This is a genomic window from Saccharicrinis fermentans DSM 9555 = JCM 21142 (assembly GCF_000517085.1).
Classification (GTDB): domain Bacteria; phylum Bacteroidota; class Bacteroidia; order Bacteroidales; family Marinilabiliaceae; genus Saccharicrinis; species Saccharicrinis fermentans.
The window spans coordinates 4,391,162-4,417,857 of sequence record NZ_KI912107.1 but is presented as its reverse complement, the minus strand read 5'-3'; the positions used below and the strand labels follow the sequence as shown (position 1 = coordinate 4,417,857).

General features: G+C 35.8%; 25 protein-coding genes. 21 read left to right on the top strand and 4 right to left on the bottom strand.

Features of this window, described 5'->3' with window-relative positions; all coding sequences use genetic code 11:
* Nucleotides 1-4 precede the first annotated feature (4 nt).
* The 16 genes from CYTFE_RS0118000 (at nt 5) to CYTFE_RS0117925 (ending at nt 17,349) form a co-directional block, all read left to right on the top strand.
* Nucleotides 5-487 (top strand): chemotaxis protein CheW, encoded by a 483-nt coding sequence (locus tag CYTFE_RS0118000; protein ID WP_044212027.1) that lies wholly within the window; start codon nt 5-7, stop codon nt 485-487.
* Nucleotides 487-1,380 carry a CheR family methyltransferase gene (locus tag CYTFE_RS0117995; RefSeq protein WP_052343281.1) on the top strand — a complete coding sequence of 298 codons (894 nt, stop codon included), beginning with the start codon at nt 487-489 and terminating at the stop codon, nt 1,378-1,380. Before CYTFE_RS0118000 ends, CYTFE_RS0117995 begins: the two co-directional genes overlap by 1 nt.
* A complete protein-coding gene (locus CYTFE_RS0117990; RefSeq protein ID WP_027472944.1) occupies nt 1,377-2,279 on the top strand; it encodes a sensor histidine kinase in 903 nt (300 codons plus the stop codon). The genes CYTFE_RS0117995 and CYTFE_RS0117990 overlap by 4 nt, the downstream gene beginning before the upstream one ends.
* A 10-nt stretch (nt 2,280-2,289) precedes the next feature.
* The gene (locus CYTFE_RS0117985) at nt 2,290-2,760 is read left to right on the top strand and encodes a chemotaxis protein CheD (RefSeq protein WP_027472943.1); all 471 of its coding nucleotides are present in this window, start codon (nt 2,290-2,292) and stop codon (nt 2,758-2,760) included.
* Nucleotides 2,761-2,828: 68 nt separating this feature from the next.
* Nucleotides 2,829-3,950, top strand: a complete 1,122-nt coding sequence (locus CYTFE_RS0117980; RefSeq protein ID WP_027472942.1) for a protein-glutamate methylesterase/protein-glutamine glutaminase — start codon at nt 2,829-2,831, stop codon at nt 3,948-3,950.
* A gap of 92 nt (nt 3,951-4,042) precedes the next feature.
* Nucleotides 4,043-5,920, top strand: coding sequence for a PAS domain S-box protein (locus CYTFE_RS0117975; protein WP_027472941.1), 1,878 nt, complete (start codon nt 4,043-4,045; stop codon nt 5,918-5,920).
* A gap of 17 nt (nt 5,921-5,937) precedes the next feature.
* The gene (locus CYTFE_RS0117970; protein WP_235207961.1) at nt 5,938-6,780 is read left to right on the top strand and encodes a CheR family methyltransferase; all 843 of its coding nucleotides are present in this window, start codon (nt 5,938-5,940) and stop codon (nt 6,778-6,780) included.
* Nucleotides 6,781-6,784: 4 nt separating this feature from the next.
* On the top strand, nt 6,785-7,597 hold the full coding sequence (locus tag CYTFE_RS27135) for a CheR family methyltransferase (RefSeq protein ID WP_052343280.1): 813 nt from the start codon (nt 6,785-6,787) through the stop codon (nt 7,595-7,597).
* A gap of 8 nt (nt 7,598-7,605) precedes the next feature.
* A complete protein-coding gene (locus tag CYTFE_RS0117960; RefSeq protein ID WP_044212030.1) occupies nt 7,606-8,184 on the top strand; it encodes a chemotaxis protein CheB in 579 nt (192 codons plus the stop codon).
* A 105-nt stretch (nt 8,185-8,289) separates the two neighbouring features.
* Nucleotides 8,290-9,057, top strand: coding sequence for a GAF domain-containing protein (locus tag CYTFE_RS0117955; protein ID WP_027472938.1), 768 nt, complete (start codon nt 8,290-8,292; stop codon nt 9,055-9,057).
* Nucleotides 9,058-9,066: 9 nt separating this feature from the next.
* Entirely contained in the window at nt 9,067-11,673 is a 2,607-nt protein-coding gene (locus tag CYTFE_RS0117950; protein ID WP_027472937.1) for a PAS domain S-box protein, read from the top strand.
* A 25-nt stretch (nt 11,674-11,698) separates the two neighbouring features.
* Complete coding sequence (locus CYTFE_RS0117945; RefSeq protein WP_044212032.1) at nt 11,699-12,271, top strand: SiaB family protein kinase; 573 nt, start codon at nt 11,699-11,701, stop codon at nt 12,269-12,271.
* A 21-nt stretch (nt 12,272-12,292) separates the two neighbouring features.
* Nucleotides 12,293-12,676, top strand: a complete 384-nt coding sequence (locus tag CYTFE_RS0117940) for a DUF1987 domain-containing protein (protein ID WP_027472935.1) — start codon at nt 12,293-12,295, stop codon at nt 12,674-12,676.
* A 31-nt stretch (nt 12,677-12,707) separates the two neighbouring features.
* Nucleotides 12,708-15,782 (top strand): ATP-binding cassette domain-containing protein, encoded by a 3,075-nt coding sequence (locus tag CYTFE_RS0117935; protein ID WP_027472934.1) that lies wholly within the window; start codon nt 12,708-12,710, stop codon nt 15,780-15,782.
* Between the two features lie 59 nt (nt 15,783-15,841).
* Nucleotides 15,842-16,768 carry a hypothetical protein gene (locus tag CYTFE_RS0117930; RefSeq protein WP_027472933.1) on the top strand — a complete coding sequence of 309 codons (927 nt, stop codon included), beginning with the start codon at nt 15,842-15,844 and terminating at the stop codon, nt 16,766-16,768.
* A gap of 125 nt (nt 16,769-16,893) precedes the next feature.
* Nucleotides 16,894-17,349 carry a hypothetical protein gene (locus CYTFE_RS0117925; protein WP_027472932.1) on the top strand — a complete coding sequence of 152 codons (456 nt, stop codon included), beginning with the start codon at nt 16,894-16,896 and terminating at the stop codon, nt 17,347-17,349.
* 354 nt (nt 17,350-17,703) lie between these two features.
* On the opposite strand, the gene CYTFE_RS0117920 is transcribed toward CYTFE_RS0117925, so the two are convergent.
* The 4 genes from CYTFE_RS0117920 to CYTFE_RS0117905 all read right to left on the bottom strand — a co-directional run bounded on the left by CYTFE_RS0117920 (nt 17,704) and on the right by CYTFE_RS0117905 (nt 21,541).
* Entirely contained in the window at nt 17,704-19,326 is a 1,623-nt protein-coding gene (locus CYTFE_RS0117920; protein ID WP_052343279.1) for a 4Fe-4S binding protein, read from the bottom strand.
* A 6-nt stretch (nt 19,327-19,332) separates the two neighbouring features.
* Nucleotides 19,333-20,247 (bottom strand): DUF362 domain-containing protein, encoded by a 915-nt coding sequence (locus CYTFE_RS0117915; protein ID WP_027472930.1) that lies wholly within the window; start codon nt 20,245-20,247, stop codon nt 19,333-19,335.
* A gap of 151 nt (nt 20,248-20,398) precedes the next feature.
* Nucleotides 20,399-20,860 (bottom strand): toxin-antitoxin system YwqK family antitoxin, encoded by a 462-nt coding sequence (locus tag CYTFE_RS0117910; RefSeq protein ID WP_027472929.1) that lies wholly within the window; start codon nt 20,858-20,860, stop codon nt 20,399-20,401.
* A 324-nt stretch (nt 20,861-21,184) separates the two neighbouring features.
* The gene (locus tag CYTFE_RS0117905; protein ID WP_027472928.1) at nt 21,185-21,541 is read right to left on the bottom strand and encodes a carboxypeptidase-like regulatory domain-containing protein; all 357 of its coding nucleotides are present in this window, start codon (nt 21,539-21,541) and stop codon (nt 21,185-21,187) included.
* A gap of 202 nt (nt 21,542-21,743) precedes the next feature.
* Between CYTFE_RS0117905 and CYTFE_RS0117900 the strand changes: the two genes are divergently transcribed.
* The 5 genes from CYTFE_RS0117900 (at nt 21,744) to CYTFE_RS0117880 (ending at nt 26,691) form a co-directional block, all read left to right on the top strand.
* Entirely contained in the window at nt 21,744-22,436 is a 693-nt protein-coding gene (locus tag CYTFE_RS0117900) for a ComF family protein (protein WP_027472927.1), read from the top strand.
* A 96-nt stretch (nt 22,437-22,532) separates the two neighbouring features.
* Nucleotides 22,533-23,996 carry a sensor histidine kinase gene (locus CYTFE_RS27130; RefSeq protein ID WP_044212034.1) on the top strand — a complete coding sequence of 488 codons (1,464 nt, stop codon included), beginning with the start codon at nt 22,533-22,535 and terminating at the stop codon, nt 23,994-23,996.
* Nucleotides 23,993-24,619 (top strand): response regulator, encoded by a 627-nt coding sequence (locus CYTFE_RS0117890; protein WP_052343278.1) that lies wholly within the window; start codon nt 23,993-23,995, stop codon nt 24,617-24,619. Before CYTFE_RS27130 ends, CYTFE_RS0117890 begins: the two co-directional genes overlap by 4 nt.
* A gap of 532 nt (nt 24,620-25,151) precedes the next feature.
* Nucleotides 25,152-26,243: a hypothetical protein gene (locus tag CYTFE_RS0117885; RefSeq protein ID WP_027472925.1), complete on the top strand. Its 1,092-nt coding sequence runs from the start codon at nt 25,152-25,154 to the stop codon at nt 26,241-26,243.
* A 22-nt stretch (nt 26,244-26,265) separates the two neighbouring features.
* Nucleotides 26,266-26,691: a hypothetical protein gene (locus tag CYTFE_RS0117880; RefSeq protein ID WP_027472924.1), complete on the top strand. Its 426-nt coding sequence runs from the start codon at nt 26,266-26,268 to the stop codon at nt 26,689-26,691.
* Nucleotides 26,692-26,696: the final 5 nt, after the last annotated feature.

Below are 26,696 nucleotides of genomic sequence, written 5' to 3'. Positions count from 1 at the left end.
TGATATGGAAGATATTAATAATTCATATCTGTCTTTTAAGGTGGGGTCGGAGACCTTTGCAATTCATGTAAGCAAGGTGAATGAAATACGCGAATATGAAGTGCCGCGTAACATGCCAGAATCTATTTCCTTTATGACTGGTGTTATCGATCATAGAGAAGAAGTGATTCCTGTGATTGATACAGGTGTTAAGTTTGGGATGAAACCCATTGAAATAACACCTTTGACCTGCATCATTATTATTGATGTTAAAAGAAAAGATGATGATTCTACTTTAAAAATGGCCATTCTTACAGATGCCGTAAGCGATGTTTTTGAGGCTGAAGAGAAAGATTTTAAGAACATTGATAATGATTACAGTCCTAATTATATTCAGGCTGCAATTAATATAGATGAACAGTTTTATTTGATTTTGAACTCAGATGAGGTGTTCAGTCAAAATGAGATTATAGAACTAAGCAGAATTGTTGATGAAATAAAAAAATAGTGACAGATCCAAGTAATATATATTCAAATGAACTTGATTGTTTCAAGGCTGAACTTTCTGAAAAAGACTTTTCAGCATTTAGTAGCTTCATTTTTAATGAGTTTGGTATTAAAATGCCACCCGTTAAAAGAGTGATGTTACAGGGACGTTTGCTCAAAAGAATCAGGCAGTTGAATATGAAGTCGTATAGTGAATATAAGGATTATTTATTTAGTGCAGAGGGCCAAAAGGAGGAAATATTCAATTTTTTAAATGTGGTAACAACCAACAAAACTGATTTTTTTAGAGAACCGGTTCATTTCGATTTTTTAAAGAATGACGTTTTGCCTATGTTTACTGAACGTGGAACAAGAGAAACCTTTAAAATTTGGAGTGCTGGTTGTTCCAGTGGTGAAGAATTGTATACCATTGCGATGACCTTAAACGAGCATAAAAGGGAAAATGCCGGATTTACCTATAAAATGTTGGGTACTGATATTTCTCAGAATGTGTTGAGTAAAGCAGCCAAAGGTATTTATGCCAGTAATAAGGTGGATATTGTTCCCTTGGAACTTAAGAAAAGATATTTACTAAAGAGTAAAGACAAAGAAAATCCTACTGTAAAGGTGCGTCCTGAATTACAAAGTAATTTAAATTTGAAGTATCTAAACTTAATGGATTCAAATTATGCCAATATTAATGAGCTGTTTGATGTGATATTTTGTAGAAACGTTTTAATATACTTTGATAGGGATACACAAGAAAGTGTAATCAATAAATTAATTACGCATCTAAAACCAGGAGGAATATTTTTTATAGGACATTCGGAATCGTTGACCGGAATGGATGTACCATTAGAACATATTAAACCAACAATTTTCAGAAAAAAACAAAGCACAAAACTACAACCATGAATAATTTATCTGACAGACAATTGCTAAAGGAGCTCAGACAACGGCTTGAAAAAGGAAAAAGCAGCGAAAAGGAGATTAAGGATCTTACATTAGAATTACAAAGTGTTTCTAAAAAGCTGAAAGATTCGGAAGCATTAAAAAGTCACTTTATATCAAATATATCAAATGAAATAGTTAACCCCTTTACATCTATTCTCGGGTTGTCAAAAGCCATACTGTCTGTTGAAAAACACGATTGGAAGAAAGTGGTGTCTATGGTTGCTTTGATTCATTCAGAAGCGTTTAACCTGGATTTTCAGTTGAAAAATATATTTGTAGCGGCTAAAATTGAGGCGGGTGAAATAGCACCTAATATTGCCAAGGTAAATATCAGAAGTTTGCTTCAAACGGTGGTTGATTCATTTAATATCATTAGCCGTAAAATGGGTATCTCTTTTGATATTCAGTTTAATATTGATCATGGTTTTGGTAAAAACTTTTATTTCAAGACTGATTCAGAAAAATTGAAACTTATTTTAAGCAATCTTATTAATAATGCTTTAAAATATAGTTATAAAGATAGTAAAGTTATCATATCTATTTGGTTAGACGATGATGATGTATTAAAGATCTCGGTTCAGGATTTTGGAACTGGTATCTCAGAAAAAAATCAGCAAACCATTTTTCAACGTTTTAAAAGGTTGGATACCGGCATTAATTCTATCAACCGGGGTCATGGTTTAGGACTGTCAATTACGAAGGCTCTTTTGGATGTATTAAGTGGTGAAATAGAAATTTCAAGTAAAAAAGGAGATGGCTCAACCTTTACCATCAGTGTTCCGGAGGCCAAAAATATTGTAGATGGTTTTAGTGGTGATGGTAACGATATATTCTTCGATGAAGAGGACGAGATTTTTTAAGGATAAATAGATGAGTCAATATTTACAACATTTTTTATATCCTTCCTCTTTGTTTGCAAGTAAGGAGCCACACCTGGTTAAAACAATACTGGGTTCGTGTGTGGCGGTGTGCTTGTGGGATTCTAAATTGAAAATTGGAGGTATTAACCACTATATGTTGCCCAACTGGAATGGTAATGATTTGGCATCTCCAAAATATGGCAATATAGCTATTGATAAGTTAATTGATAGGATGCTTTTTTTAGGATCAAAAATCGAAGACTTGCAGGCAAAAGTATTTGGGGGAGGTGAAATGATGCAGACAGGGAGTTCTAAAGCCAAGATTGGCGAAAGAAACATAAGGCTGGCTATGTTAATGCTGGAGGAAAGAAAAATTCCGGTGGTGGCATCCAGTACTGGAGGTAGAAAAGGAAGAAAAATAATATTTTTTACCGATTCTGGTGAAGTAAGACATAAGCTGTTGGATAAAAATAAGGATTAGAAGATGATCCTTAGGGCGAACAGTTGGATTATGTGAAGCAAATGACTTTTTAACGTTGTGATATGAGGATGAATAAAATACGGGTATTAGTAGTGGATGACTCAGCGGTAGTTAGGCAGAGTCTTTCATCAATATTGGGGTCTGACCCCGAAATTGAAGTGATGGGGACAGCGGCAGATCCGATTATAGCAGTAAAAAAGATCATGAAAGAGGTGCCGGATGTTATCACCTTGGATATTGAAATGCCTAGGATGGATGGATTGACATTTCTTAGAAAGATTATGTCGCAGCATCCTATTCCGGTGGTTATTATTTCTTCATTAACGACCGAAGGTACCGAAGTTGCCATGAAGGCATTGGAGTATGGAGCATCTGAAATTATTGGTAAACCTGCCATGAATGCAGCTAAGTTTATCAATGAATCAAAAATATTAATCTGTGATGCGGCAAAAGCTTCAGCTCAAGCTAAACTGTCGCGTAAAAAAATTAATGGGGGTATATCAACTAATCCTCAACCGAGTACGCCCAAGGCCCGAAAGCCGGCAACACGCCTGCTAGAGGTTGCTCCCAAGTATTCAGCCGATGTTATTTTGGAAAGAGGATCGGCTTATGATAGAATTGCTATTACAGAAAAGGTTATCGTCTTGGGCGCTTCCACAGGTGGTACTGAAGCCATCCGAAACTTCTTAAAGAATTTACCGGATAAAATGCCGGGTATTGCTATTGTTCAGCATATGCCAGAGGGGTTTACCAAGTCCTTTGCTAATAGCCTTAATAATATCTGTCAGCTGGAAGTGAAAGAGGCCGAAAATGGTGATAAATTATATCAAGGTAGAGTTTTGATTGCCCCAGGTAATCACCATATGTTGTTGAAAAGGGTGGGTAAAGAGTATTTTGTGGAGATTAAAGATGGTCCGCTGGTTAATAGACATCGTCCTTCGGTGGATGTTCTTTTCAGGAGTGCAGCACGGTATGCTGGAAAAAATGCTACAGGATTGTTACTGACAGGGATGGGTAACGATGGAGCCAAAGGCCTTCTTGAACTTAAAGAGTCTGGAGCTTATACTATTGCACAAGATGAACGTAGCTCTGTTGTTTACGGAATGCCGAAAGAAGCAGCAAAATTAGGTGCTGCCAGTAAAATATTGTCCTTAGATGAAATGGCACCGAGCCTCTTAAAATTATTATAAAACATTACCATTACTTTTGAGTGGTATTGTGAGAAAGTTTATAATTTCGCCGGGCTTATAAAAATAGGTCTGTAATTTTTAATACAATCATCGTGAAAAAGCTTGAATTATCGCGTATTTTAGGAAAATATACTTTTAGGGGAATCTTATTTGGGTTGATCGTTGTGATAGGCGTAATCTTAATGAATAGAAACTCTGAAGTTTTTTTGCAATCCAATAGGAGCATAGCTGATATGTTCTATCTGTTTCCAGGAATGTGGTTATTGCTGTTGTTACCTTTTGCCACAGGTGCCATAGGGTATGCACTTGCGCTGTCTTTTACAAAAATTATTCGTAAACAACGTAAGTCTATCAAAGCGGAAGCCAAACGTTCTGATATGGTACTTAAGTTTATTAATAACTTGAGACAAGGGAATCTGGATACTGTAAATATTGGTTCTGGAAAGAAAGATCAATTGAGTAAATCCTTACTAAAGCTGCGTGACTATCTGATAAAAAGTAAAAAAGAGCAGGAGCAAGGAAGGCTGGAGGAAGAACAGAGAACCTGGATTACGCAAGGATTGGCGCAGTTTGCCGAAATTTTGAGAAGGAATAATGATAACCTGGAAGTCTTATCCTACAATATTATTAGCTACATGGTTAATTATTTGAAGATAAACCAGGGAGGTGTGTTTTTGGCTAATACCAATAATAGAAATGAAAAAATTTTTGAGCTCACGGCCTGTATTGCTTTTGATAGAAAAAAATATGCCGATAAGTATGTGCCATGGGAAGATGGTTTAATTGGTCGCTGTGCATTAGAGAAGGAAACCATTTATATTACTGATTTACCTGATGATTATATTAATATAACATCTGGCCTTGGAGAGGCAAACCCTAAGGCTTTGTTAATTGTACCGCTAAAGGTTAATGATGAAATTTATGGTGTCATTGAGCTGGCCTCATTTAGTGAATTTGAGCCTTTTGAAATAGAATTCGTGGAGAAAACAGCAGAAAGTATTGCTTCTACCATTTCTACGGTTCAAATAAATATTCAAACAACTAAACTGCTACACGAAACACAGATTCAGGCCGAAAAGATGTCGCAGCAAGAAGAAGAGTTACGTCAAAACTTGGAAGAGATGCAAGCTACTCAAGAGGAGTCTGATAGGCGTGAAGTGGAGATGAAAGGTATTTTGGAGGCTATTGATAACTCGGCTATTAGTTGTGAGTTTGAAACGGATGGATCACTTATTTCGGTGAATCAGCTGTTTCTACAAACTTTTAAATATCTCCCCGAAGAGGTGGAGGGGCAGAACCTGCGTATTTTCTTCTTTCAGGATGAGGTGGAAGAACTTACAAATATATTATCAGACTTAAAAAGTGGTCGTAACTTTAAAGGTAGGGTGCGTAGAAGAACGAAATTGGGTGAAGAAATATTTTTGTTAACCACCTATACCCCTGTTATTGATAACAATGGCGATATTGTTAAAATATTAAGTCTTGAGAATGATGTGACTGATCAGGTTCGCATGGAAGAGCAAATGAAAAGCTCTAAAGAAGAGTTGGGTGTTCTCTTGGAACAGGCTCGCGATGAGATGAAAGAACAGTTTAAAGAAATAGAATCGGTTAAAATACGCAATGAAAAAATGTTAGAGGGAGCCCTGGATGCCATCATTACTACCAATAAAGAAGGTATTATGGAGTTCTTTAACGAAGCTGCTGAAAAACTTTGGGGCTACGAAAGAAGCGAAGTGCTCGGACAACATATCTCCATGTTGTTTGCTCCCGAAACAGCTAAAAATGATGCCTTTGTTCATGCCTATGTTACGACTGAAGAGAATAAGGTGATAGGAGAACGTAAAGAGGTGCCTATTAAGAATAAATTTGGAGATGAGATACCTGTTCTGTTCTTACTTTCCGAGGCGCAGGTGGGTGATGACCACTCGTTTACAGCGTTTATCCAAAATGTGGAAGTTGAGTTGTTTTAATTTTACACCAGAGGAAAGTGAGTAATATTACATTTAGAGATTTCCTTCAGGAATTAAAAAGACATACACCTTATAATTTTTGTGATTATTCTGATAATTCCATTCAAAGGCGTATCGATAAAATCCTGAAGGATCAAAATATAAGTATGGATGAGCTCTTAAATAGGGCGAAAAGTGATGGGGAATTTTGTGAGCAGTTGGTAGATGATATTACTGTAAATACAACAGAACTTTTTAGAAATGAGGAAACATGGGAATATTTATATAAAAATGTTTTTCCAGCACTGAAACAAAAAAATAAAATCAATATTTGGCATGCAGGGTGCTCCACCGGACAGGAGGTGTATTCTAATTTAATTTTATTCAATGAGATGAACTTATTGGATAAGGTAAACGTGGTGGCTTCCGATTTGAATAATAAGGTGCTGAAGGCGGCCAGGAAAGGGGAGTACGACTTAAAATTTAATGCGCAATATATTGATGTTTATAATGATTTAATGCATAAGATTAAACCCAAAGGAAATCCCTTTGAGCATTATTTTGAGGTGGATAGGGAGAATGATAAAATTAAAATACGGGATTTTATGTCCGCTATTCCTAAGTTTAGAAGGCATGATTTAGTGGTGGAAGAAATTCCTTTTTATCAGAAATTTGACATTATTTTTTGTAGGAATGTTCTCATATATTTCAATCCAGAGTTGCAACTAAAGATTGTTAGAAAGTTCTTTGATAAGTTATATGATGGTGGTGTGCTTATTTTGGGTACCCACGAAGCTTTGCATGGTTTTTTTAAAACACGCTTTGTTAAACATGGAATGGTCTATACTAAAAGTAGTACTTTTCATTTAAAGCTTAAATAGTAAAATGGCTATTGGTCCAACGATTAATGATATAAGGGAAATAACCTCTGTGTTATCTGAAAAGCTTAAGATGGATTACAGCAATTATGCATTTTCGTTTCTAAGGAGAAGATTTGCTTTTTTGTTTGAGGAGCTAAAGGTAAAAAATACCAGGTGTTTTTTGGAGGCATTGGATAGTAATGACCTCATGGATGAATTTTGTTATTTATTTCCTGTGGAAGAGAAGGAAATGTTTCGAGACCCTTCGTTTTGGAGAACCTTACGGGGGAAAATTATACCCGAAATACAGAAAGAAAATTTGTCGTTTTGGTTTCCTGAATTGGTTTCAACGGAGGAGCTTTTGTCTTTAATAGTGATTTTGGATGAACAAAATTTGCTGCAAAAATCAACCATATATTGTAATGTGGGTAGCTCTAAACGTGTTGAAGTAATAATGGAAGGGAGAATACATGGTAAGTTTACTGAGCTTAATAAAAGTAATTTTAAGCGTTTAGAACTAGCTTGTACTTTTGAAAAGTATTTTGTTGAGGAAACAGGGTATATACGTATGGCTTCTGATAAATGGTTAGATCATGTGGTCTTTTTGTCGGGTAATTACTTTAATCATTTGCCTGATAAGGAGGTAGATGTAACTTTTTTTAGAAATAGAATGCTATATTATAATGCTAAATTACAGGCAGAGGCCGAGAGACAGTTGCATCGTAGTTTAAATAAAGGTGCTTTTGTGGTTTTAGGTATTAAAGAAAAAATATTGAAGGAGAACGAATTGAATTTTGTTCTTTACGATCGTGGGGAACAAATTTACCGTATTTCTTAAAATTGCTTATGGTATTAGCTAGGGAAAGATATTATAAAGGTATAGTTATTGGAGGATCGGCAGGAAGTTTTTCAATTGTGTCTAAAATCCTCTCGCATATTAATGCAGATTTTAAGTATCCGATTATTATATGCATGCACCGTTTAAAACATATACGTTCCGGACTGCTGGAAGGATTAAACCTTAAATCTAATTTGCCGGTTGTGGAGCCTTGTGATAAGGATAAAATAGAGGGAGGAAAAGTGTACTTGGCTCCTTCTAATTATCACATGTTTATTGAATTTGATGCAACGTTTAGCTTAACAACCGAAAATGTGTTTAATCATAGTCGTCCTTCCATTGATTATACCTTATCCTCGGCAGCTAATGCTTTTAGAGATAAGATGGTGGGTATTATATTGACTGGAGCGAATAAGGATGGCGCCAAGGGAATGAGAGATGTGAATTTAAAAAAAGGGTATACTATTGTTCAAGATCCTGTTACCTGTGATGTGGATACAATGACAAAATCTACCCTTCAACTTTTTGAACCCAACGAGGTTTTGTCGCCAGATGGTATCATCCGTTTTTTAAACAGTCTTCATTGAGGTATGTATACAAGGATAAAGATCAGCTATTCATGAGTTGAATGTATAGTAAGCATAAATGTGTTTGAAAGAATTCATAGGACGATTGAAAGAAAATATAAGCATATGAGAAAAGCATTAAATAGATTATATTATTTTTCTGCAGGAGCATTTCTATTGGCTCTGGTTAAGTATTTTTTTGTGTATGAATTTGTGTTCATGCCTAAATTTTATATTGTAGAGTTTCTTTCTTTTGGTTTTTTTTTAAGTATCGTTTATCTTTTCGACCGTCATATCCGTGTGAGTTTTAAGGAAAATTCGCAACATGAAGAGCTGCTTAAGTCAAAAGAAGATGCGCATGCGCAGGAGATAGCCAAGCTCGAAGAAGAGATGGCTGCTATAAAAAATGAGGGTAGTCAAGGGAGTACCAGTGAGAAGGAGTTTGTGAGATTAGGCGGGATTTTATCAAAGGGTCTTAAAGAATGCGACAGTGAGACTGCTTTTGCAAGACTGCTTTTGAAAAATATGGCCAAGCTTTACGAAGTTGGATTGGCCGTTTGTTATATTTATGACGAACCTTCTGATGGTTTTAGCGTAAAGGCTACTTACGGTCTTGGTCCCGACATGCAACCGAAAAAAATTGTATTAGGAGAAGGATTAAACGGTCAAGCAGCTAAGGATATGGAACCAATGGTCATTGAAGATGTGGATCCGGATTATTTTAATATAGAGTCGTGTTCTGGATCTTCATTACCAAAATATATTTACCTTTTACCTATTGTAAAGGATAACCATTGTATTGGATTAATAGAAATTGCCACCTTTGGAAATATTTGTATCAACAGCCAATGGGAACAATTGAATAATTATATTGCTGACGCAATGTCTTTATAAATTTGAATTATGCCTGCTAAAAGGATCAGTAAATACATACGAGATTATCTCAACTTTGCACTCATCAAAGAGCACGAAAAGTTTTTTATCACTGTTTTTTTAATGGTGATATATTTGGTGATATGGGCCGGATTCATTGATTTCATGCGCTTGCCCTTTTCCATGAAAACGATTGTTAAAATTCATACTACCTGGTTGGTGTGGTTGGTGGATTTTTTAGTCGCCTGTGTTTCATTGGGAGCTGTTATTTTTATTAATCATGATAGGAATATAAAAAACAAACAGAAAAAGGAATTGGCTAAGCTTAAGAGCCAGTTGGAGTCTAATCACCAAGTTGCTGAGCTGATTCGTAAAGGGGAGTACAATAAAATCATGCACATTACCGATCATCATTCCTCGTTGTTAGATCTGGCCAAAAACTTAATGGAAACCAACCAAAAGGAAGAGGCGGTCAAATGGATTACCAAAGGAAAAGATATTATCAACGAGGTTTTACGTAAGTATCGTAAAATTGACGAACTTTCTATTGAGATCATTAAAGCCATCATTCAATATACGGATGCCATACAGGGTGCTTTTTATTTGTTAGAAAATGATAAATTGGTGAGCAGAGCAACCTATGCTTTTAATCGGCAGCGTTTCGTGAAACAAGAATTTGAAGTGGGGAGAGGACTGGTTGGACAGGTGGCCTATGAAAAGGCAATGATATACCGTACTGAGATTCCAGATGATTATTTTACCGTCACATCCGGATTGCTCAATGATGTTAAACCTAAAAGTCTACTCATTTTACCTTTAATGCAAGAGGATGAGCTACAAGGTGTTGTGGAAGTTGCTTTTTTACAAGACCATATACCAAGCTATAAACTCGATTTTGCCGAAGAACTTAGTTCTATGATTGGTAGAACTATTTATGCTCAAAAGATCAATGCTAGAACAGAAGTGCTGCTTAAGGAATCGCAGGAGATGACTGTTACTTTGCAACGCAATGAAGAGAAGTTAAAAGAGAATGCCAGAGAAATGATGATTGCCCAGGAAGAGCTGGAACAATCAAATGAATTATTAGAGTCTAAAATACAGGAGGTTGAAAATGGTCAAAAAAGAATGGTGGCCTTACTTACCAATGCTTCAGAATTTATTTCTATATATAACGAAGATCAACAACTTGTTTTTGAAAGTCCTTCTGTAAAACGAATTTTAGGTTATGCAGATGATGAAAATATTGTGGGAATGGATCCTGAATTGATGACACCTAAGGGATACAAAACCATTAATAAGCTATTTGAATATCTTAAACAAACGCCTGGAGGGGAGAGTGTGGCTCAGTATGCCTATCTTAAAAAATCAGGTGAGAAATTGTTTTTGGAAACCAAAGGGAAAAACTTGTTGCATGACCCTGCCATAAAAGGTATCATCTTTAATACGCAGGATATCACCGAACGTATACGTGCCGAGAAAGAGGAAAGGATGAAAAGTAGAATGCAGTCACTTTCTGAAAACTCTCCGGATATGATTATCCGTATTAATACGACAGGAAAACTGGTGTATGCCAACCCCGTGGTATCTGAATTTATGGGGCTTTCTATTCAGGAGATCACCAAAAAACGAATCAACGACTTGCATATTGATGAACGTTTCATCGAGTTTATCAATAATGTGCTCAAAGAAATTAAAAATAACGAAGAGCAAATTATCGATGAATTGGAAATTGCTGCACCAGAAGGTAGCAAGATTATGCAAATCAAAGCGATACCAGAACATAGCGAAGACAACGTGTTGGAATCTATATTGTTTGTGGCGCATGATATGACCGAGATTAAGATGATTGAGCAGGAAATTAAGGAGAAAAACAAGAAGATTTCCGATAGTATCAATTATGCGCAAAGAATACAAACTTCTATTTTACCAGATACTTCGTTTATTCAACGTCACTTCCCTCGCTCGTTTATTTTTTATCGTCCAAAAGATGTTGTCAGTGGTGATTTTCCATGGTTTGTAAAAAAAGATGAAACTTTTTATGTGGCAGCCGTAGACTGTACTGGTCATGGTGTACCAGGCGCTTTGCTTTCTTTCATCGGTTATTTCTTGTTGAATAACATCGTAAATATTGATGATAATTTTAATGCAGCCAAAATTTTAGATCTGCTGCATGAGGGTGTAAGAACTACCTTAAAGCAGAACGAAGAAGGAAACAACGGGCGCGACGGAATGGATTTGGCCTTGTGTAAAATAAATAAAGAAAATAAGACCATACAATATGCGGGAGCACATAATCCTTTATATTTGTTGCGAAAAGGTAAGCTTATCGAGTATAAAGGAAGTCGTAAAGGTATTGGCGGTAAACCATTGTTGAAGAAAAAAGAAAAGGAATTTGAGAACCACGAGATAGCTTACGAAGAAGGAGATAAAATTTTTATATTTTCGGATGGTTTACCTGATCAGTTGGGAGGAGAAAGAAGACGTAAGTATCAATCTAAGAGAATCAGAGAGGCGCTGACTGAACGCGAAGATTTGAGTATGGCACATTTTGAACGTCACTTTTCGTCTGACTTTTATGAGTGGATGGGAAAAGAAAAACAGGTGGATGACGTTCTTTTAATTGGAATTGAATTGTAAATTTGCATTTTAAATAATTGTTACAATGGGAAATATTGATAACCATAGTTTTTTGGATTTTGCCTACCAGCTGTATCGAACTATGAAAACAAATGAAATTAGTTTAGTATACGAAGGGGAAGTAACGCAAGATATCACTAAAACATTTACCTCGTTAACGGAAAGAAATTTGGCCAAGAGCGAGGAATCTAATGCTGTTCAACGTAAAGTGTTCAACGTTATGGTTGAATGTTTGCAAAATATTAGTAAGCATGCTGATTCAATGGGCGGGGAAGATGGAGAAGAGAGACGAGGCATTGTAATGGTAAGCAAAGGAGATGATTCCTATAATATTATTACAGGTAATATTATAAAAAATTCTAAAGTGCCGGGGCTTACTGAAAACCTGGAACAGGTAAATTCTTTGGATAAAAAAGGCCTGTCGGAACTTTATAAGAACCAAATGCGAGATGGAAAACTCTCAGATAAAGGTGGAGCCGGATTGGGACTGATAGATATAGCCAAAAAGACCGGTAGTACACTGGGCTATCAGTTTAAAGAACTGAATGAGGAAGTTTCATTTTTTATTTTAACATCGACAATTAAACGAAGTAAGTAATTAACACATAAAAAACTAACCATGGAAGTTATCAATATTCAGGGAACCGATGATACTCCTAATGTAATTCTTGATAAGGACAACGGAAAATTCGAAATTTCAGGGCGCTCATTACCAGAGGACGTAAATCAATTCTATCAACCAATCCTGGATTGGATTGATGCGTATGCTGAAGGCGGACCAAATGAAGAAACACGTTTTAATTTTAAATTGGAGTACTTTAACACGGCTTCTTCAAAAATTATATTGGATATTTTATTGAAGTTCGAGGAGATTGTGGAAAGCGGTAAAAACGTTAGAATTATTTGGCATTATCACGAAGAGGAAGAAGATATGTTGGAAGCAGGTGAGGAATATGCCGATATCGTTGAGATTCCTTTTGAATACGAAGTTTATACAGACTAACCCGATTAAGTAGTTGTTGATCATTTAACATATGAGTGAGGAAATATTAAAAGCCCTAATGCAGCTGTTTGGTTTAATTGCCAAACAGGACGGTGGTGCACAGGATACCGAGATAGAGTATGTAAATAGCTTTTTAAAAAGTCAGTTAAGTGCCGAAGCTGTTGAGGAGTATTTTGCTTTGTTTCAAAAACACTCTGTTGATAAAAAAGTTAATAGTAATCGCAACGAAGAAGGTAAGGTAAAGCTTACCTCCATGAAGGATTCCGTAAGAATTATCGGGATCTGTAAAAAAATTAATAAGCAGCTCAACAAAGAACAAAAAGTAGTTGTGCTGGTTCGGATGTACGAATTGATTAATGCCGATAGAAGGTTTACAGACCAACGAATGGCCATTATTAATACGGCAGCCGATGTTTTTAGAATGCCCGAAGAAGAGAAGAAGGGCATTGAAGCTTTTGTGGTTAATAACAACCTTCAAGATCTCGATATTGAAGGTTTAATGGTTATTAACTCCAATGAAGATAATGGTGTAAAACGCGAACATATACAGTGTGGTAAGCTGGATGGTGATGTCTTTATATTAAGAATAAAAAGCGCCGATCTTTACTTTTTGAGGTATACCGGTAGTCAAGAGATATTTTTAAATGGACTTATTATCAACCAGCGGAGAATCTACTTATTTCCTAAGGGTAGCTTCTTAAAATTCCCTACAGGTGCCCCCATCTATTATACCGATGTGGTCGGACATTTTATGAGTGATGCTTCTACGGCAAAAATATCATATGTGGTGGATAATTTGGGTTTTACTTTCAAAAATGGAGGCATTGGTCTGCGTGATGTAAACCTGGCAGAGGAACACGGGCGATTGGTTGGTATAATGGGCGCCAGTGGAGCCGGAAAAACCACCTTGCTTAATGTACTATCAGGTACAGAATCCCCAAGTGCAGGTGAGGTTCGGATTAATGGACTTAATTTACATACAGAGAAGGAAAAGCTGGAAGGTGTTATCGGGCTCATTCCTCAGGATGACTTATTGATTGAAGAGTTAACCGTATTTGAAAATCTTTATTACAATGCTAAGCTTTGTTTTAAGGATAAAGGTGAAGAGGAAATTACCGGAATGGTGAATGATACACTGCAAAGTTTGGGCCTCTTTGAACGTCGTAACCTAAAAGTTGGTTCTCCATTAAATAAGATGATTAGTGGTGGGCAACGTAAGCGTTTGAACATTGCTTTGGAACTGATTCGTGAACCGGCTATTTTGTTTGTTGATGAACCTACCTCGGGATTGTCATCCAGAGATTCAGAAAATGTAATGAACCTTTTGAGAGAGCTTACCTTAAAAGGAAAGTTAATATTTGTGGTGATTCACCAACCATCCTCCGACATCTATAAGATGTTTGATAAGATGTTTATCCTTGATACGGGTGGTTATCCTGTTTATTATGGTAACCCAAGTGAATCACTGATCTATTTTAAACAACTCGACGAACAGATTAATAGCGATCAGGGAGAATGCCCACAATGTGGTAACTTGAACCCTGAAATGGTGTTTAATATCATTGATGCCAATGTGTTGGATGAGTATGGTAATTACACCAATAAACGAAAAACGAGTCCGCAGGAATGGAATGATTTTTATAAGAAAAATATAAAGATACCAGAGGTGGAGGAGGTTCATTCGGCTCCCCCACAATCATTAAATATACCGGCTTGGTTTAAGCAATTTAAGATATATACACTTAGGGATTTTTTCTCTAAAGTGGCCAATAAGCAATATATTTTGCTCAACTTGTTAGAAGCACCTATATTAGGGCTTATTCTATCCTTTTTGATTCGGTATATTGTGGATCCCGACTCTAATATTTATATCTTTAGAGATAACGAAAATATTCCTCCCTACATATTTATGGGTATCGTGGTGTCTTTGTTCTTTGGTCTGATTGTGAGTGCCGAGGAAATATTTAAGGATGCTAAAATATTAAAAAGAGAATCGTTTTTGAATCTTTCCCGATCGAGTTATTTAGTATCCAAAATATTGATATTGTTTACTATATCTGCATTGCAGATGGCGCTGTTTGTGGGAGTAGCCAATACTGTTTTGGGTATTAAGGGTATGTATTTTGAGTTTTGGTTGGCCTTGTTTTCTGTTTCGGCATTTGCCAATATTCTGGGACTTATTTTGTCGGCATCTTTTAACTCTATTGTTACAATCTATATTCTTATTCCGTTGGTGATGATACCACAGATGGTATTGGGTGGAGCTATGTTTACTTTCGATAAGTTAAACCGAGATATATCCAGTGCCGATAAGGTTCCATTGATTGCTGAGTTTATGCCATCGCGATGGATATATGAGGGACTTATCGTTGACCAGTATAAAAATAACAAGTTTAAAAAGTTATTTTTTGACGTTGAGCAAGAGGAAAGTGCCACCGATTATAAAATTGTACATTACCTTCCTGAAATGGAAGATATATTGGATGCCTGTAAAAAGTATGTGGATAATCAACAATCCAGTGAAGAAGCGGAAAGTTTTGAACAGGATTTAGCCCTGTTAAAAAATGAAATAGGGAAAGAGAATGTTCGGGTCAAAGAAATACAATTTGCTGATCTCGATAAGCTTAGTTCAGCCGGTTTTACCCCGGAAGTTTATTCCTTATTGTTAAGCCATATTGAAAAACTGAAGGATTATTATACACAACGTTTTGTAAAAGCCACTACCAAGAAGGAGAAAATGATTAACTTGGCAATGGATAAATATGGTAAAGAGCAGTTTAATGCTGTAAGAGATCAATATCTCAACGAAAGTATATCAGATATTGTTCGTAAAGTTTTTGAAAAGAATAAAATTCTTAGAGAAGGGGATAAACTGATTCAGAATGTAGATCCCATATACCAGATGCCTGAACCAGAAAATGCACTATCGATGCGTACTCACTTCTTTGCACCGCAAAAGCATTTTGCAGGTCATTATTTTGATACGCTTTGGTTCAATATCTGCATGGTTTGGATATTTACTATCTTCATGTATATTGTTCTTTATTTCGACCTACTTCGCAAGTCATTTAAGTTTTTTGGAGAATTAAAGTATCTTAAAAAGTAACCTTTTACTAGGTTTTATAGTATAAATCAGAAGTTTTTATTATTTAAACAAGCTATATCATGCTAAAGAAATTATTTTTTACAACAGCTATATTTGGTGGAATTTTGTTATTTTCTGCTTGTTCAGGAAATTCAAGTAAAAGTCAGGAGTCGAATCAAGATGATTTTTCTTTATCTGACTCTGACGTGAATAGTAGTGATGCGCCATTGGAATTGTCTGAAGAAATTATGGGCGATGTAATTCAAAATATCTCTTCTCCTGTTGAGATGGCTTCGCTTATTAAAAAATCCGGTGCTGGATTCTCTCAAAAGACATTGAATAAGCCTGAAAAGGTAGACGACTATAATACCAGTTTTAAAAGAGCACTTAACTTGGGTGTTTTTAGTGCCGATTTGGGTTACATTAATACTTTTGATAAAAATAATATTGTAGTTTCCTATTTGTTATCTGTAAAGGAGTTGGCTGAAGGGATTAAGGTTGGTCAGTTTTTTGATTTTGCCGCTTTAAAAGAAATGGCTAGCAGTAGCAGTAACCTGGATTCATTAATGGAAGTTTCTATTAATAGCTTTAATAAAATGGATTCTTACCTTAGAGATCAAAACAGAAGTAACGTGAGTACTCTTATTGTTACAGGTGCTTGGGTCGAAGGATTATACATTTCAGGTAAGGTTATTCAAGAAACACAAAATGAAGATCTTATCAATCGTATGGGTGAGCAAAAAGATATTATTGATATCTTGTTAATCATTCTGGAAAACTATAGTGCGGATCCTAACTTTGCTGAACTTGTAAGTAGAATGGAACAGATTAAGCAAGCGTATGCCGAAGTTAAAATTACTACTGAGTTTGGAGAACCCAAAAGGATTGAAAAAAACGGTACATTAATTATTGTGCAGGATGAAATTAGTCATGTAGAAATTACCCCTGAGCAGATTAATAAGATTGTTGTTGAAATTACTAGCTTAAGAGACTTCATTGTTTCATAGATATTTTATTATAAACAACTATCTTTGCCAAGATTAATAAGCAAACGATATCCTGTTGATATTCACATTTGTAATTGATGTTGTTGGTTTATATGTTTATTAGGTAGAAAAATAAATTTGAGCAGATGAAAAAATTATTAGTTATAGCAATCCTTTTAGTAACCGTGTTTTCGGCATCAACTTATGCGCAATGCGGTGACGATTTGCTTAAGACAGCTTTGAAAGAAATGGGCGATGCCCAATATATGAAGGACTTTTCTATTGATTTAAAAAAGGCCAAAAAAGATACCAAAACCGGGTTTGTGAAGTTCAGTGTGATATTAAACAGTAGAAGCCATTATCGTTTTAATACGGTTAATGGTGCAGGTAACCCTGAAAAGGTAATTATGCAGCTTTACGATGGCGATAAAATGATGGTTAGTAATTTTGAAGCTGGAAAGATGTATGGTTCTTTTGAGTTTGTTTGTCGAAAATCAAAAGTTTATAATATTGTTTTCTCGTTTAAAGGTGGAGAAGAGGGGTGCGCAAAGGCTGTGATGTCTTTAGTGAAACAATATTCTGCTGAAGAAATGAATTTTTAAGAGCTTAGAGATCGAATATATAGAAAGATATTAGGATCTATATAAAAAAAGTCGGGAACAACTTCCCGACTTTTTTTATGCTTATATTTTTGTTAAACCCGGATGATGCTGTAGAGCTTCGTAATAGATTTTCTACTGCATCATCCGGGTTCATTTGTTTTGTTTCATGATTCGGTATGAGATAGTGGATATGTTATATTCTTGTGTAAAAATACGGCGAGTAACGTTTCTACAGTCCTTCTTTCTGGGTTTTAATCTTACAGTATATCATTCTTTGCATACGGATTATCATTAAAGGAGAAGCCTTAGGGTAACGAATAATTACATATATCCAGTTATTGTATACTTGGGGCATTAAAAGGGAAAATCTTCTTCTAGAGGCTTATATTGGCCTTTTTCCTCCTTGGGTTTTTGAGCCATTTGGTGAATGGTATTTCCTTCTACATATATGGCCTTATGTGGATAATCCACCGGACAGGGATGTTCACAGGCTCCACAGCCAATACATAAATCCTGGTTAACTTCTGGAATAACCAAACCATCGCGGTAGGGAACCATTGTTACAGCTTTTGTTGGACAATGTTCTGAGCAGGCGCCACAATCGGTTCCGTCTCTATGAACCACACAATTACGTTTTACAAATACTGCTTTGCCCAGTTGTGTTAGTTGCTTTTCCTCTATCGGCAATGGTAAGATAGCACCTGTAGGGCATATATCACTGCATCGGGTACAATCAAAATTACAAAAGCCGGCGTGCGCATAATTCATATGTGGTTGCATAAAACCTATTAATCCATATTCCATAATAGCGGGTTGTAACACATTGGTGGGGCAAGCTGATATACAAAGACCACAGGCTGTACAAAGGCTGTTAAATCTTTCTGTACTTTTTGTTCCTGGAGGAGTAACGGGATGTTCTCTTTTGGATAGCTTATACGGAGGGCGATGGCCAAATCCGCCTTTTCCTTTACCGTGTTGATGGCCTTTTCCGTGTTCATGTCCTCTTCCATGTTGTGCCAAAATTGTTGTGCTGGCAGTAATAGCAAGAAGTGTTGTAAGCGCCCCCCTTCGATCCATTTTTTTTTCGCCTTTTATAAGGTTTATTTTTGATGTATTGTTTTTGGAAGGAAGTGAGTAACGGATCGCATTATCTTTACAAACAGGGAGGCAGTTGTAACATGCTACGCACCTGGAGTAGTCAATTACCTGATTTTTCAAATCGATACATTCGCTTTTACAAGCGCTTGCACATTTTCCGCATTTGGTACAGCTATCTGTTGAAAGACGCACTTTAATAAGGGCGTTCTTAGAAATCAATCCTAACAAAGTACCCACCGGACAAATTAAATTACAAAATAGTCGGCCTCGTTTGTATGATAGATAGGCTATGCTCAATAAAAATAGTAGCACATAGCTTGTGATGGCCCATGATGTTTGAAAAAGTTCAATAATATGAAAGCTGTATATTTTTTGTTCTTGTAGTATCCCCGCAACTACATTATTTATCCACACAAATACGGGTTTAACGAGGTAGGTAAATATACGCCCGGCGTTACTGTAGGGATCCAGTAGGTTTATGAGTAGTGAGCTACCAGCTATAAAGCTTGCTATTGCGATACTTAATAATACATAACGTACATAAGGGTACGCTTTCTTGAATTTGAGGAAAACCTTTTTTTTATTTCTTTTTCTGGCCACAAAAGTAAACATGTCCTGCAATATTCCCAGTGGACAGATAGTAGAACAGTATACACGCCCCAACAGGAAGGATAGTAAGATAACCACTATAAATCCACCTGCTGATAATGATAACACTTGAATGAATCGAAGGACAGAAGGCGCAAATTGTATGAATATTATATTTGAAGTCCATGCTTCCGGCATAAACTCATACATATCTATAAATGAAAATAGAGTAAGTGAAAAGAACAAGAGTGCGACAATGATTCTTGTTTTTTTTAAAATCGAGTAATGCATTCCTAATTATATTTTAATGCGATGAATGTTTAGTTCCTGAAGGTTTTTATTTCCTAAGCCCATTTGGTGTGCTATTTTTATGTGTCCTACATCATCGGGTTCAAGACCAAACATTTTAGTGGCAGCCGCATCTGTGGCTACTATATCAGTGGAGGCAATCAAGGCTTTCAAATTGACCACGTCAGCGGTAGAAACGCCTCGTGGACCATTTTTGGTCATCATATTATAGCCGTCAATAATGGTTAGATCTGGTTTACGGAATGAAATAAAATCCGCAATGCATTGGTGAAGATCGTTACTGTGGTAAAATTTTCGATCCCAAATAACGCCCATTAGATTTTTCATGCCCAAGGACAATTTGGTGGAGGCGTGGTGCTTTAGTACTGGTACGTTAATAAATACATCGCTGCTTTGTACCAAATTATGTACTTTCACGCTTTTAAGGCTTTTTCCTGCGGGCACTTTTACTTCCTTGTAATAGCTTTCGGTGTTGCCGGGCACCATTGTTCCGCCTGCTTGTTTTACATATTTTTCTATTTGACTATTGCTGTAGCATCTATCCCATTTGTTGCATGTTTTGTCGAATACGTTTACTTCGGAAGCGCCTACTTCATAGCAGCGTTTTACAATATGTCCCACCAATTTGGGATTTGTATTGGCTGCTCTTTCTGGTGGAGCATCCCAACCTATGTTTGGTTTAACAAGTACCGACTGCCCTTTAGAAATAAATTTGTCCAAGCCACCTAGCGCTTCCATGGCCTTGTCAAACATTTCTTCGGGTTCACCTCCTCTGACAGCTGCCAAGTCTGTTTTTTGCGTGTTATTATTTGCTACTAATGTATCCAATCCTCCCCAGAAGGGGGCGACTCCTGTTAATAAACTTAATCCTACCCCTGTTCTTAAAAAGTCTCTGCGTTCCATATGTGAATATTAAAACTCCTTTATTATTAATATATTGGAAAGTTATAATTTTTATGGATTCTTCTTACAGATAAGCAGCAATTTATAAATGGTTTAAATAAAAAAGAGGGAGATAAAACTTATCTCCCTCTTTTGGTATTTAATTATATGTTTAGAATTCTTTTTTTTCGGTCAGTTTACCTTTTTCATCATAAATCTTCCATACACCTGACTTTTTACCATTAGCATAGAACATGTCATATCTTAAAACGCCATTTTCGTCGTATATTTTCCAAGCACCGTCTTTTATACCTTGTTTATAACTGGCAACAGCTATCTTGGTTCCTTTTTCATTCCATGTTTCCCATAGACCATCCATTTGGTTTTGGTCATACGAACGAATTTCTTGTTTTGATTGATTGTCAAAGTAATAGGTAGATACGCCTTGTTTTTTACCTTCCACTACTTTCATCTCAACCCGTTTATTACCACTTGGGTAGTACTCTACATAGGTGCCACTATATAGCACCCCGTCGGCATTGTAGTAAAGTCCGTCTTCTTCATTCAGTGTTAACTGAGCTTGGCTGAAGGTCACTAGACCCACAAAAAGCAATAATGTCATTAATATTCTCATGGCTTTTAATTTAAATTGTTAATAATAAAAGCCTCCCGGATTTAAAGTAGCTGTGTACTACTTGTAGATTAAATCCTCATGTGTACCATAATATTAACTTCAAATTAACATGAAAGTTACATTAATAGCAAGTTATCCATGTTAAGTTTTAATGTTTTTCTATGGTGTTTTTTTTATGTACTTGGTTATCAGTAAAAAAGCCATCTTTATGCAGATGGCTTTTTATTAATTGCATGTTAATTTATTGTTAACTCAGTGTTGTAGAGAGTCACTTTTCTTTTTTGGGAGCTTGGCTCTTCCATATTTTTGGTTTAATGGTCATTTTTATTTGTTGGCTTGTTTCATTTTAAAGGCTATGTGGTTATGGGTACTTGCTTCTACTTTTAGTTCGCGTCCTTTAATTTCATTGTATGATATTAATTTAGCATTGACAGTATATTTTCCAACGCTTACTCCATCGAAAGTAAAATGGCCATCAAAATCGGTATATGTTTTTAAATCGGTACCTTCCAATATTACTTCTACGCCTACCAGTGTCTCTCCGGTGGTCTCATCCATTACAGAACCATTAATACTCGTTTTTGCCACTACGGTAGCTTTGGCCTTATTGTTTTTTTCTCCAGTGAAGCTACTCATTGACATAAACGTTACCATTGCGAATAATAATAGTGCTTTTTTCATTTTGCTTTTTTTATTAGTATGTGGTTTTTTATGTTTTTGCCTACATTAATCATTTTCATATGACAAACATATGCCTTAATTGTTAGCTATAGATTATGCTCTTCTTACCTGTTCATTAATAAATTGTAAACATTTGTGTTCTTTTTGAAAAATGCTTAATTTTTTAAGGTATAACTGCTACCAGATATGTAAACTACATGTTATGAACTATATCAGTGATTTTTTTCAATTGTTTTTTCCCAGAACTTGTCCCATCTGTCATTTGGCGCTGTTTAAGCATGAGAAAAGCATCTGTACCAAGTGCTTGCGCAAATTACCGCGTACCTATTTCCATTTAGCGAAGCATAATCCCTTGGATTCAATATTTTGGGGCAGGGTAGATATAGAAAAAGTTGCTTCTTTTCTGTTATATACTAAGGGTAGTATGGTTAAGTATATTTTGCATAGCCTTAAATATAAAAATCAAAAAGAATTAGGTTATGAACTAGGTAAGCTATATGGGCATGAATTGGCCAAAGTGAATTATTTTGGACCCATGGATTATTTATTGCCTATTCCTTTACATCCTAAAAAGCTGGCGCAACGAGGATACAATCAAAGTGAATGGATAGCCCGGGGTTTGGCTGAACATATGTCGGCTCAGCTGATGATAGATAATTTGTACAAATGTACTTTTACCAGTAGTCAGACCAATAAGGGAAGATATAGGCGTTGGGAGAATATTTCCAATAGCTTCGATATCAGAAAACCTTCCTTGTTAGAGAATAAAAGAGTACTATTGGTGGATGACGTGTTAACCACCGGTGCTACCATAGAAGCATGTGCTGCTCAGCTGACCAATATCAAAGGAGTTAGTGTGAGTGTGGCAACCCTCGCATATGCCACAACCCAATGAGCTTATAGAAATTGGCGTTCAGCTGGTGCTTTATGGGTTAATATGAATTATTTTTTATCTTTCTAAGTATTTTTGCATTGATCATCTTATATATAAATGGACGAATTAAAACTATTAAATAATTATTTAATCAGGGAGGTTGCTGAAAGGAAACGGGCCGAATTATACGCAGCAGAACATGCCAACAATTATAGAACACTTTATAATAACAGTTACGATGGGTATCTTATCTTGTCAGAAGATTATCGCGTTATTGAATTTAATCAGGCTTTTACTGAAATTACCGGCTATACCGAAAAGGATTTGGTGGGGAATTGTATTTTAGATGTAATAGGGGATAATTATGTGTCTATTATTGAAAAAAGAGGAAAATTGTCGTTGGCACAAAAGAAAATGCCAAATCTCACTTTAGATATCAAAGATAAAAAGGGGGATAGATTGGTTTTACAGACTCAGCGGGTTGTTATCAATCAAAACAATGACAGCTACGTTTCTTTGGTGATACTAAAAGACGTTACAGAGCAAACCATAGCGACAGAAAAATTGGCGCGCAGTGAAGTGCTATATAGAACCTTGTATAGAAATACCAATGATTCCATTTTAATTATGAACAACGATGTGCTTGTTGATTATAATATAATGGCTCAAAAACTCTATCCTAATATACAGGTTAGTAATAAAGACATCCCTTATGTAGATGTAAATAAGGATTTTGGCGTGTTAAATGAGAGCGTTCATCTTGGCCATAAACTTTCATTGGCTTTTCGAGGTAAGACGCAGATATTTGAATGGGTGCATACCCATGTTGACCCTCAAAAACCGGTATATACCCTGGTGAATATTACCCCATTAAAGGAACTTGGCGATTATTTTTATATGGTGGTTGAGCGGGATATCACAGAAAGTAAAAAAAGTCAGAATCTAGTGTTGAATTCTATTATTCAAACCGAAGAAAATGAACGAAAAAGAATTTCCTCGGATTTACATGATGGAATTGGGCCCATCCTCACAACAATTAAGTTATATACCCAGGCCCTGATGGATGAAAGTTCATCGGATAAAAAGGAGTTCATTAAAACTAAATTAACAAGCTTGGTGGATGAAGCTGTTAACTCTATTTCTGAAATCGCTTTCAATATTAGTCCACATATATTGGTTAATTATGGAATAATTGCTGCCATAGAATCGTTTATAGCTAAACTAAATTTGTCAGAGAAATTTAAGATTATATTTTCGCATAATGATGTTCAACGTTTGGATAAAAACAAAGAAATTACTGTTTACAGAATTTTTACCGAATTAATTAATAACGCGATTAAATATGCCAAAACTACCAAAGTGACTTTTCATATAGAAGAAAATCAATATGGGATTAACCTACATTATAGAGATAATGGTATTGGTTTTAATAAGGAAGAGATTGGAAAGAAAAAGGCTGGTATGGGATTGCAAAATTTAAGGAATCGGGTACAGTCTTTTAATGGTAAGTTTGTGTTAAATAGTGAATTAGGTCGAGGTGTTGAAGTAAAAATGTGGTTACCCAAAGCAAATAGACTATGATACGTGTTGCAGTAGTAGATGATCATGAACTGTTTAGAGAAGGATTGGTGTTGGTTTTAAATCAAATGGATGATGTAGATGTATGTGCTAATTTTGGTTCAGGTCTGGATTTTTTAAATGCTATTGATGGTTTGAATATTGATCTGGTGTTAATGGATATTAATATGGAAGCCATGAATGGAATTGAAACCACCCAAAAGCTGAAGGCAATAAAGCCTGACGTAAAAGTGATTGCGGTAACGATGTATACCGAGGATTCCTATTATATGCAGATGATCAATGCCGGAGCCCATGGTTTTGTACTCAAAAAAGCCGGTAAATATGAGCTCGCACAAGCGATTCATGAAATTCATAAAGGTGGCAATTATTTTTCACAGGAGATCCTGCAAAAAATGGCCCTTAAAGCCATTGCTAAACCTGAAGAAAATGAATTAAGTGTGAGAGAAATTGAAGTGTTGCAGTTGATTTGTAAAGGTCATTCAACCAAAGAAATTTCAGAAATGCTTTTTTTAAGCCACAAAACCATCGAAGTACATCGATCTAATATTCTTCGTAAGTCAGGACAAAAGAATGTTGCCCAGCTTGTTATGTGGGCACTCAAAAATAATTATGCAAGCATTTAGCTTCATTTTCATATGTCTAAATTTATCTTTCAATGCTCATATGGAACTTGGCTAGCCTAATCATTCCCCCTGCGTGTGAAACAATTTCCATGACTCGCTTCATGTTAAAATAGCATTTATTATAGAAACTTCATTTATGTACTAAGGGTAAACCCTTAATGCTATTAGGTAGTTAATTGCCTAAAATGCAGATTTATCCTATTTCACACTTTTATATTCTGTTGCACCTTTGCAGCGACAAAAGATAAGGTGATGAAACAAGAAATAACAGTTAAGCTAGGGGATGAAAATTTATATGCATCCACAATGAGTTAGCAGAACTTCTTATGAACTCTATTTTGCAACTATCAATTTATCAATAAGTTGTCTGGATAGGTATGCCAAGACACGATGAGGTAGTTATTCAATTAATAAAATACAACACAGCAATTTTACTAGGTAATAGAAATAGTGCTTTACTGCTACTCAAGTGGTAAGTGGTTGAGTATATTATAAATTATTTTGAAAGATTACTATTATTAAAAACGTAAATATGAGAACGATCAAAAAACAATTATTAGTACTTACGGCTGTTTTGGCTTTTTTTGGTGTGCAAATAAATGCACAGGATCAATGGGAGCCTCAAACCAAAATCAGCGGGTATCTCTCTACTGAGTTTAATTACTTTAATGACCTTGATGGTTATGATAAAGAATACGGAGTAGCGCTTTCTGAAGCAGGAATCTTAGCCAGTTACCAACCTCTGAAGGACGTTTCCTTAAAAATGGTATTTGTGTATCGCCCTGATTATTCTATAGATCAAATGATTAACGAAGCGAATATTCAGTATCGTCTTTCTCAAAATGTGAATTTCAAGGTGGGTCGTTTTCTTACGCCACTAAGTCCTATGAACACCTACTATTATGCGCCTGTTAATATTAGTGCTACTTTACCTGTATTAATATCAAATCATGAATTTTTCCCTTTAAATATGGATGCCATTTCTTTAAATGGTAAGTTCGGAGATGATGTGAGTATAAGCTACGATGTGTTTGCAGGGGGATATAACAATGCAATGTGGTTGAATACAGGTGCTGTTGGATTTTTTGGTAACGAAGTGTCCTATTATGGAGCCTTATTGAACAGCCCCTTCACCATAGATGATTCCTATAAAGCAACCCGTAACCTGGCTGTTGGTGGTAATATTCGTTTTGCGTATCAAGATTATGTAAATATTGGTTTGAGCATGTTTAACTCGCAAAAAGAAAAAGTGCCTGCTATGGTTATGGGTAACAACTCTGTACTAATTTTTGACTCAGAACGATTTAGTTATGGCATTGATGCCAAATTATCCTATAATAACACTCAGTTGATCGGAGGATTCTGGAATTCTGATCTTACCATTAATAATAAATTTATAGACCATAAAGGCGCTTTTGTAGAGTTAAATCATTCTTTTGTTAAAATCACACCTTATGTGCGATACGAAGATCAAACTTCATTTTATATCGAATTTCAGCGTTATACGGGTGGAGTGATGTATAAGCCTAGTTTCGAAACCACGCTTAAATGTGAGTATTTACATTACGAGCAAGAAGTTCAAAATCTAGATGGCTTTGTTGTATCGCTTATTTATTCCTTCTAATATCTTATAGACTAATTTAAAAATGAAGAAATTAACGGTATTATTTATATTGGCTGTGAGTTTGATGCTAGGTAATGTTCACGCTCAATCTTATAAGGTCATTGTTAATAACATAAATGAAATTGGCTCTATTAGTAAAAAGGAGCTAGCGATGGTTTTTTTGAAGAAAAAGAAGAAGTGGGAAAATGGGGTTATGATTATACCTGTTGATCAGTCAGTACGCGCTAAAGTAAGAGCTTCTTTTTCGCAGGATGTGTTTAATAAAAGTGTGGCGGCTATCCGAAGTTATTGGCAACGCGCTATATTTTCGGGTATGGCGACTGCTCCTGTTGAAAAACCGACGGACAAGGAAATAATAGCGTTTGTTAAAAATAATAAGGGAGCTATTGGCTATGTTTCATCCGCTACCAGTACTGCCGGCGTGAAAACATTGGTCATTAAAAAATAAATATT

Bases quoted from the DNA above. Each gene is read 5' to 3' on its own strand.
- CYTFE_RS0118000 (WP_044212027.1), top strand. From the start codon at position 5: ATGGAAGATATTAATAATTCATATCTGTCTTTTAAGGTGGGGTCGGAG.
- CYTFE_RS0117990 (WP_027472944.1), top strand. From the start codon at position 1,377: ATGAATAATTTATCTGACAGACAATTGCTAAAGGAGCTCAGACAACGG.
- CYTFE_RS0117985 (WP_027472943.1), top strand. From the start codon at position 2,290: ATGAGTCAATATTTACAACATTTTTTATATCCTTCCTCTTTGTTTGCA.
- CYTFE_RS0117980 (WP_027472942.1), top strand. From the start codon at position 2,829: ATGAATAAAATACGGGTATTAGTAGTGGATGACTCAGCGGTAGTTAGG.
- CYTFE_RS27135 (WP_052343280.1), top strand. From the start codon at position 6,785: ATGGCTATTGGTCCAACGATTAATGATATAAGGGAAATAACCTCTGTG.
- CYTFE_RS0117960 (WP_044212030.1), top strand. From the start codon at position 7,606: ATGGTATTAGCTAGGGAAAGATATTATAAAGGTATAGTTATTGGAGGA.
- CYTFE_RS0117955 (WP_027472938.1), top strand. From the start codon at position 8,290: ATGAGAAAAGCATTAAATAGATTATATTATTTTTCTGCAGGAGCATTT.
- CYTFE_RS0117950 (WP_027472937.1), top strand. From the start codon at position 9,067: ATGCCTGCTAAAAGGATCAGTAAATACATACGAGATTATCTCAACTTT.
- CYTFE_RS0117945 (WP_044212032.1), top strand. From the start codon at position 11,699: ATGGGAAATATTGATAACCATAGTTTTTTGGATTTTGCCTACCAGCTG.
- CYTFE_RS0117940 (WP_027472935.1), top strand. From the start codon at position 12,293: ATGGAAGTTATCAATATTCAGGGAACCGATGATACTCCTAATGTAATT.
- CYTFE_RS0117935 (WP_027472934.1), top strand. From the start codon at position 12,708: ATGAGTGAGGAAATATTAAAAGCCCTAATGCAGCTGTTTGGTTTAATT.
- CYTFE_RS0117930 (WP_027472933.1), top strand. From the start codon at position 15,842: ATGCTAAAGAAATTATTTTTTACAACAGCTATATTTGGTGGAATTTTG.
- CYTFE_RS0117925 (WP_027472932.1), top strand. From the start codon at position 16,894: ATGAAAAAATTATTAGTTATAGCAATCCTTTTAGTAACCGTGTTTTCG.
- CYTFE_RS0117920 (WP_052343279.1), bottom strand. From the start codon at position 19,326: ATGCATTACTCGATTTTAAAAAAAACAAGAATCATTGTCGCACTCTTG.
- CYTFE_RS0117915 (WP_027472930.1), bottom strand. From the start codon at position 20,247: ATGGAACGCAGAGACTTTTTAAGAACAGGGGTAGGATTAAGTTTATTA.
- CYTFE_RS0117910 (WP_027472929.1), bottom strand. From the start codon at position 20,860: ATGAGAATATTAATGACATTATTGCTTTTTGTGGGTCTAGTGACCTTC.
- CYTFE_RS0117905 (WP_027472928.1), bottom strand. From the start codon at position 21,541: ATGAAAAAAGCACTATTATTATTCGCAATGGTAACGTTTATGTCAATG.
- CYTFE_RS0117900 (WP_027472927.1), top strand. From the start codon at position 21,744: ATGAACTATATCAGTGATTTTTTTCAATTGTTTTTTCCCAGAACTTGT.
- CYTFE_RS27130 (WP_044212034.1), top strand. From the start codon at position 22,533: ATGGACGAATTAAAACTATTAAATAATTATTTAATCAGGGAGGTTGCT.
- CYTFE_RS0117890 (WP_052343278.1), top strand. From the start codon at position 23,993: ATGATACGTGTTGCAGTAGTAGATGATCATGAACTGTTTAGAGAAGGA.
- CYTFE_RS0117885 (WP_027472925.1), top strand. From the start codon at position 25,152: ATGAGAACGATCAAAAAACAATTATTAGTACTTACGGCTGTTTTGGCT.
- CYTFE_RS0117880 (WP_027472924.1), top strand. From the start codon at position 26,266: ATGAAGAAATTAACGGTATTATTTATATTGGCTGTGAGTTTGATGCTA.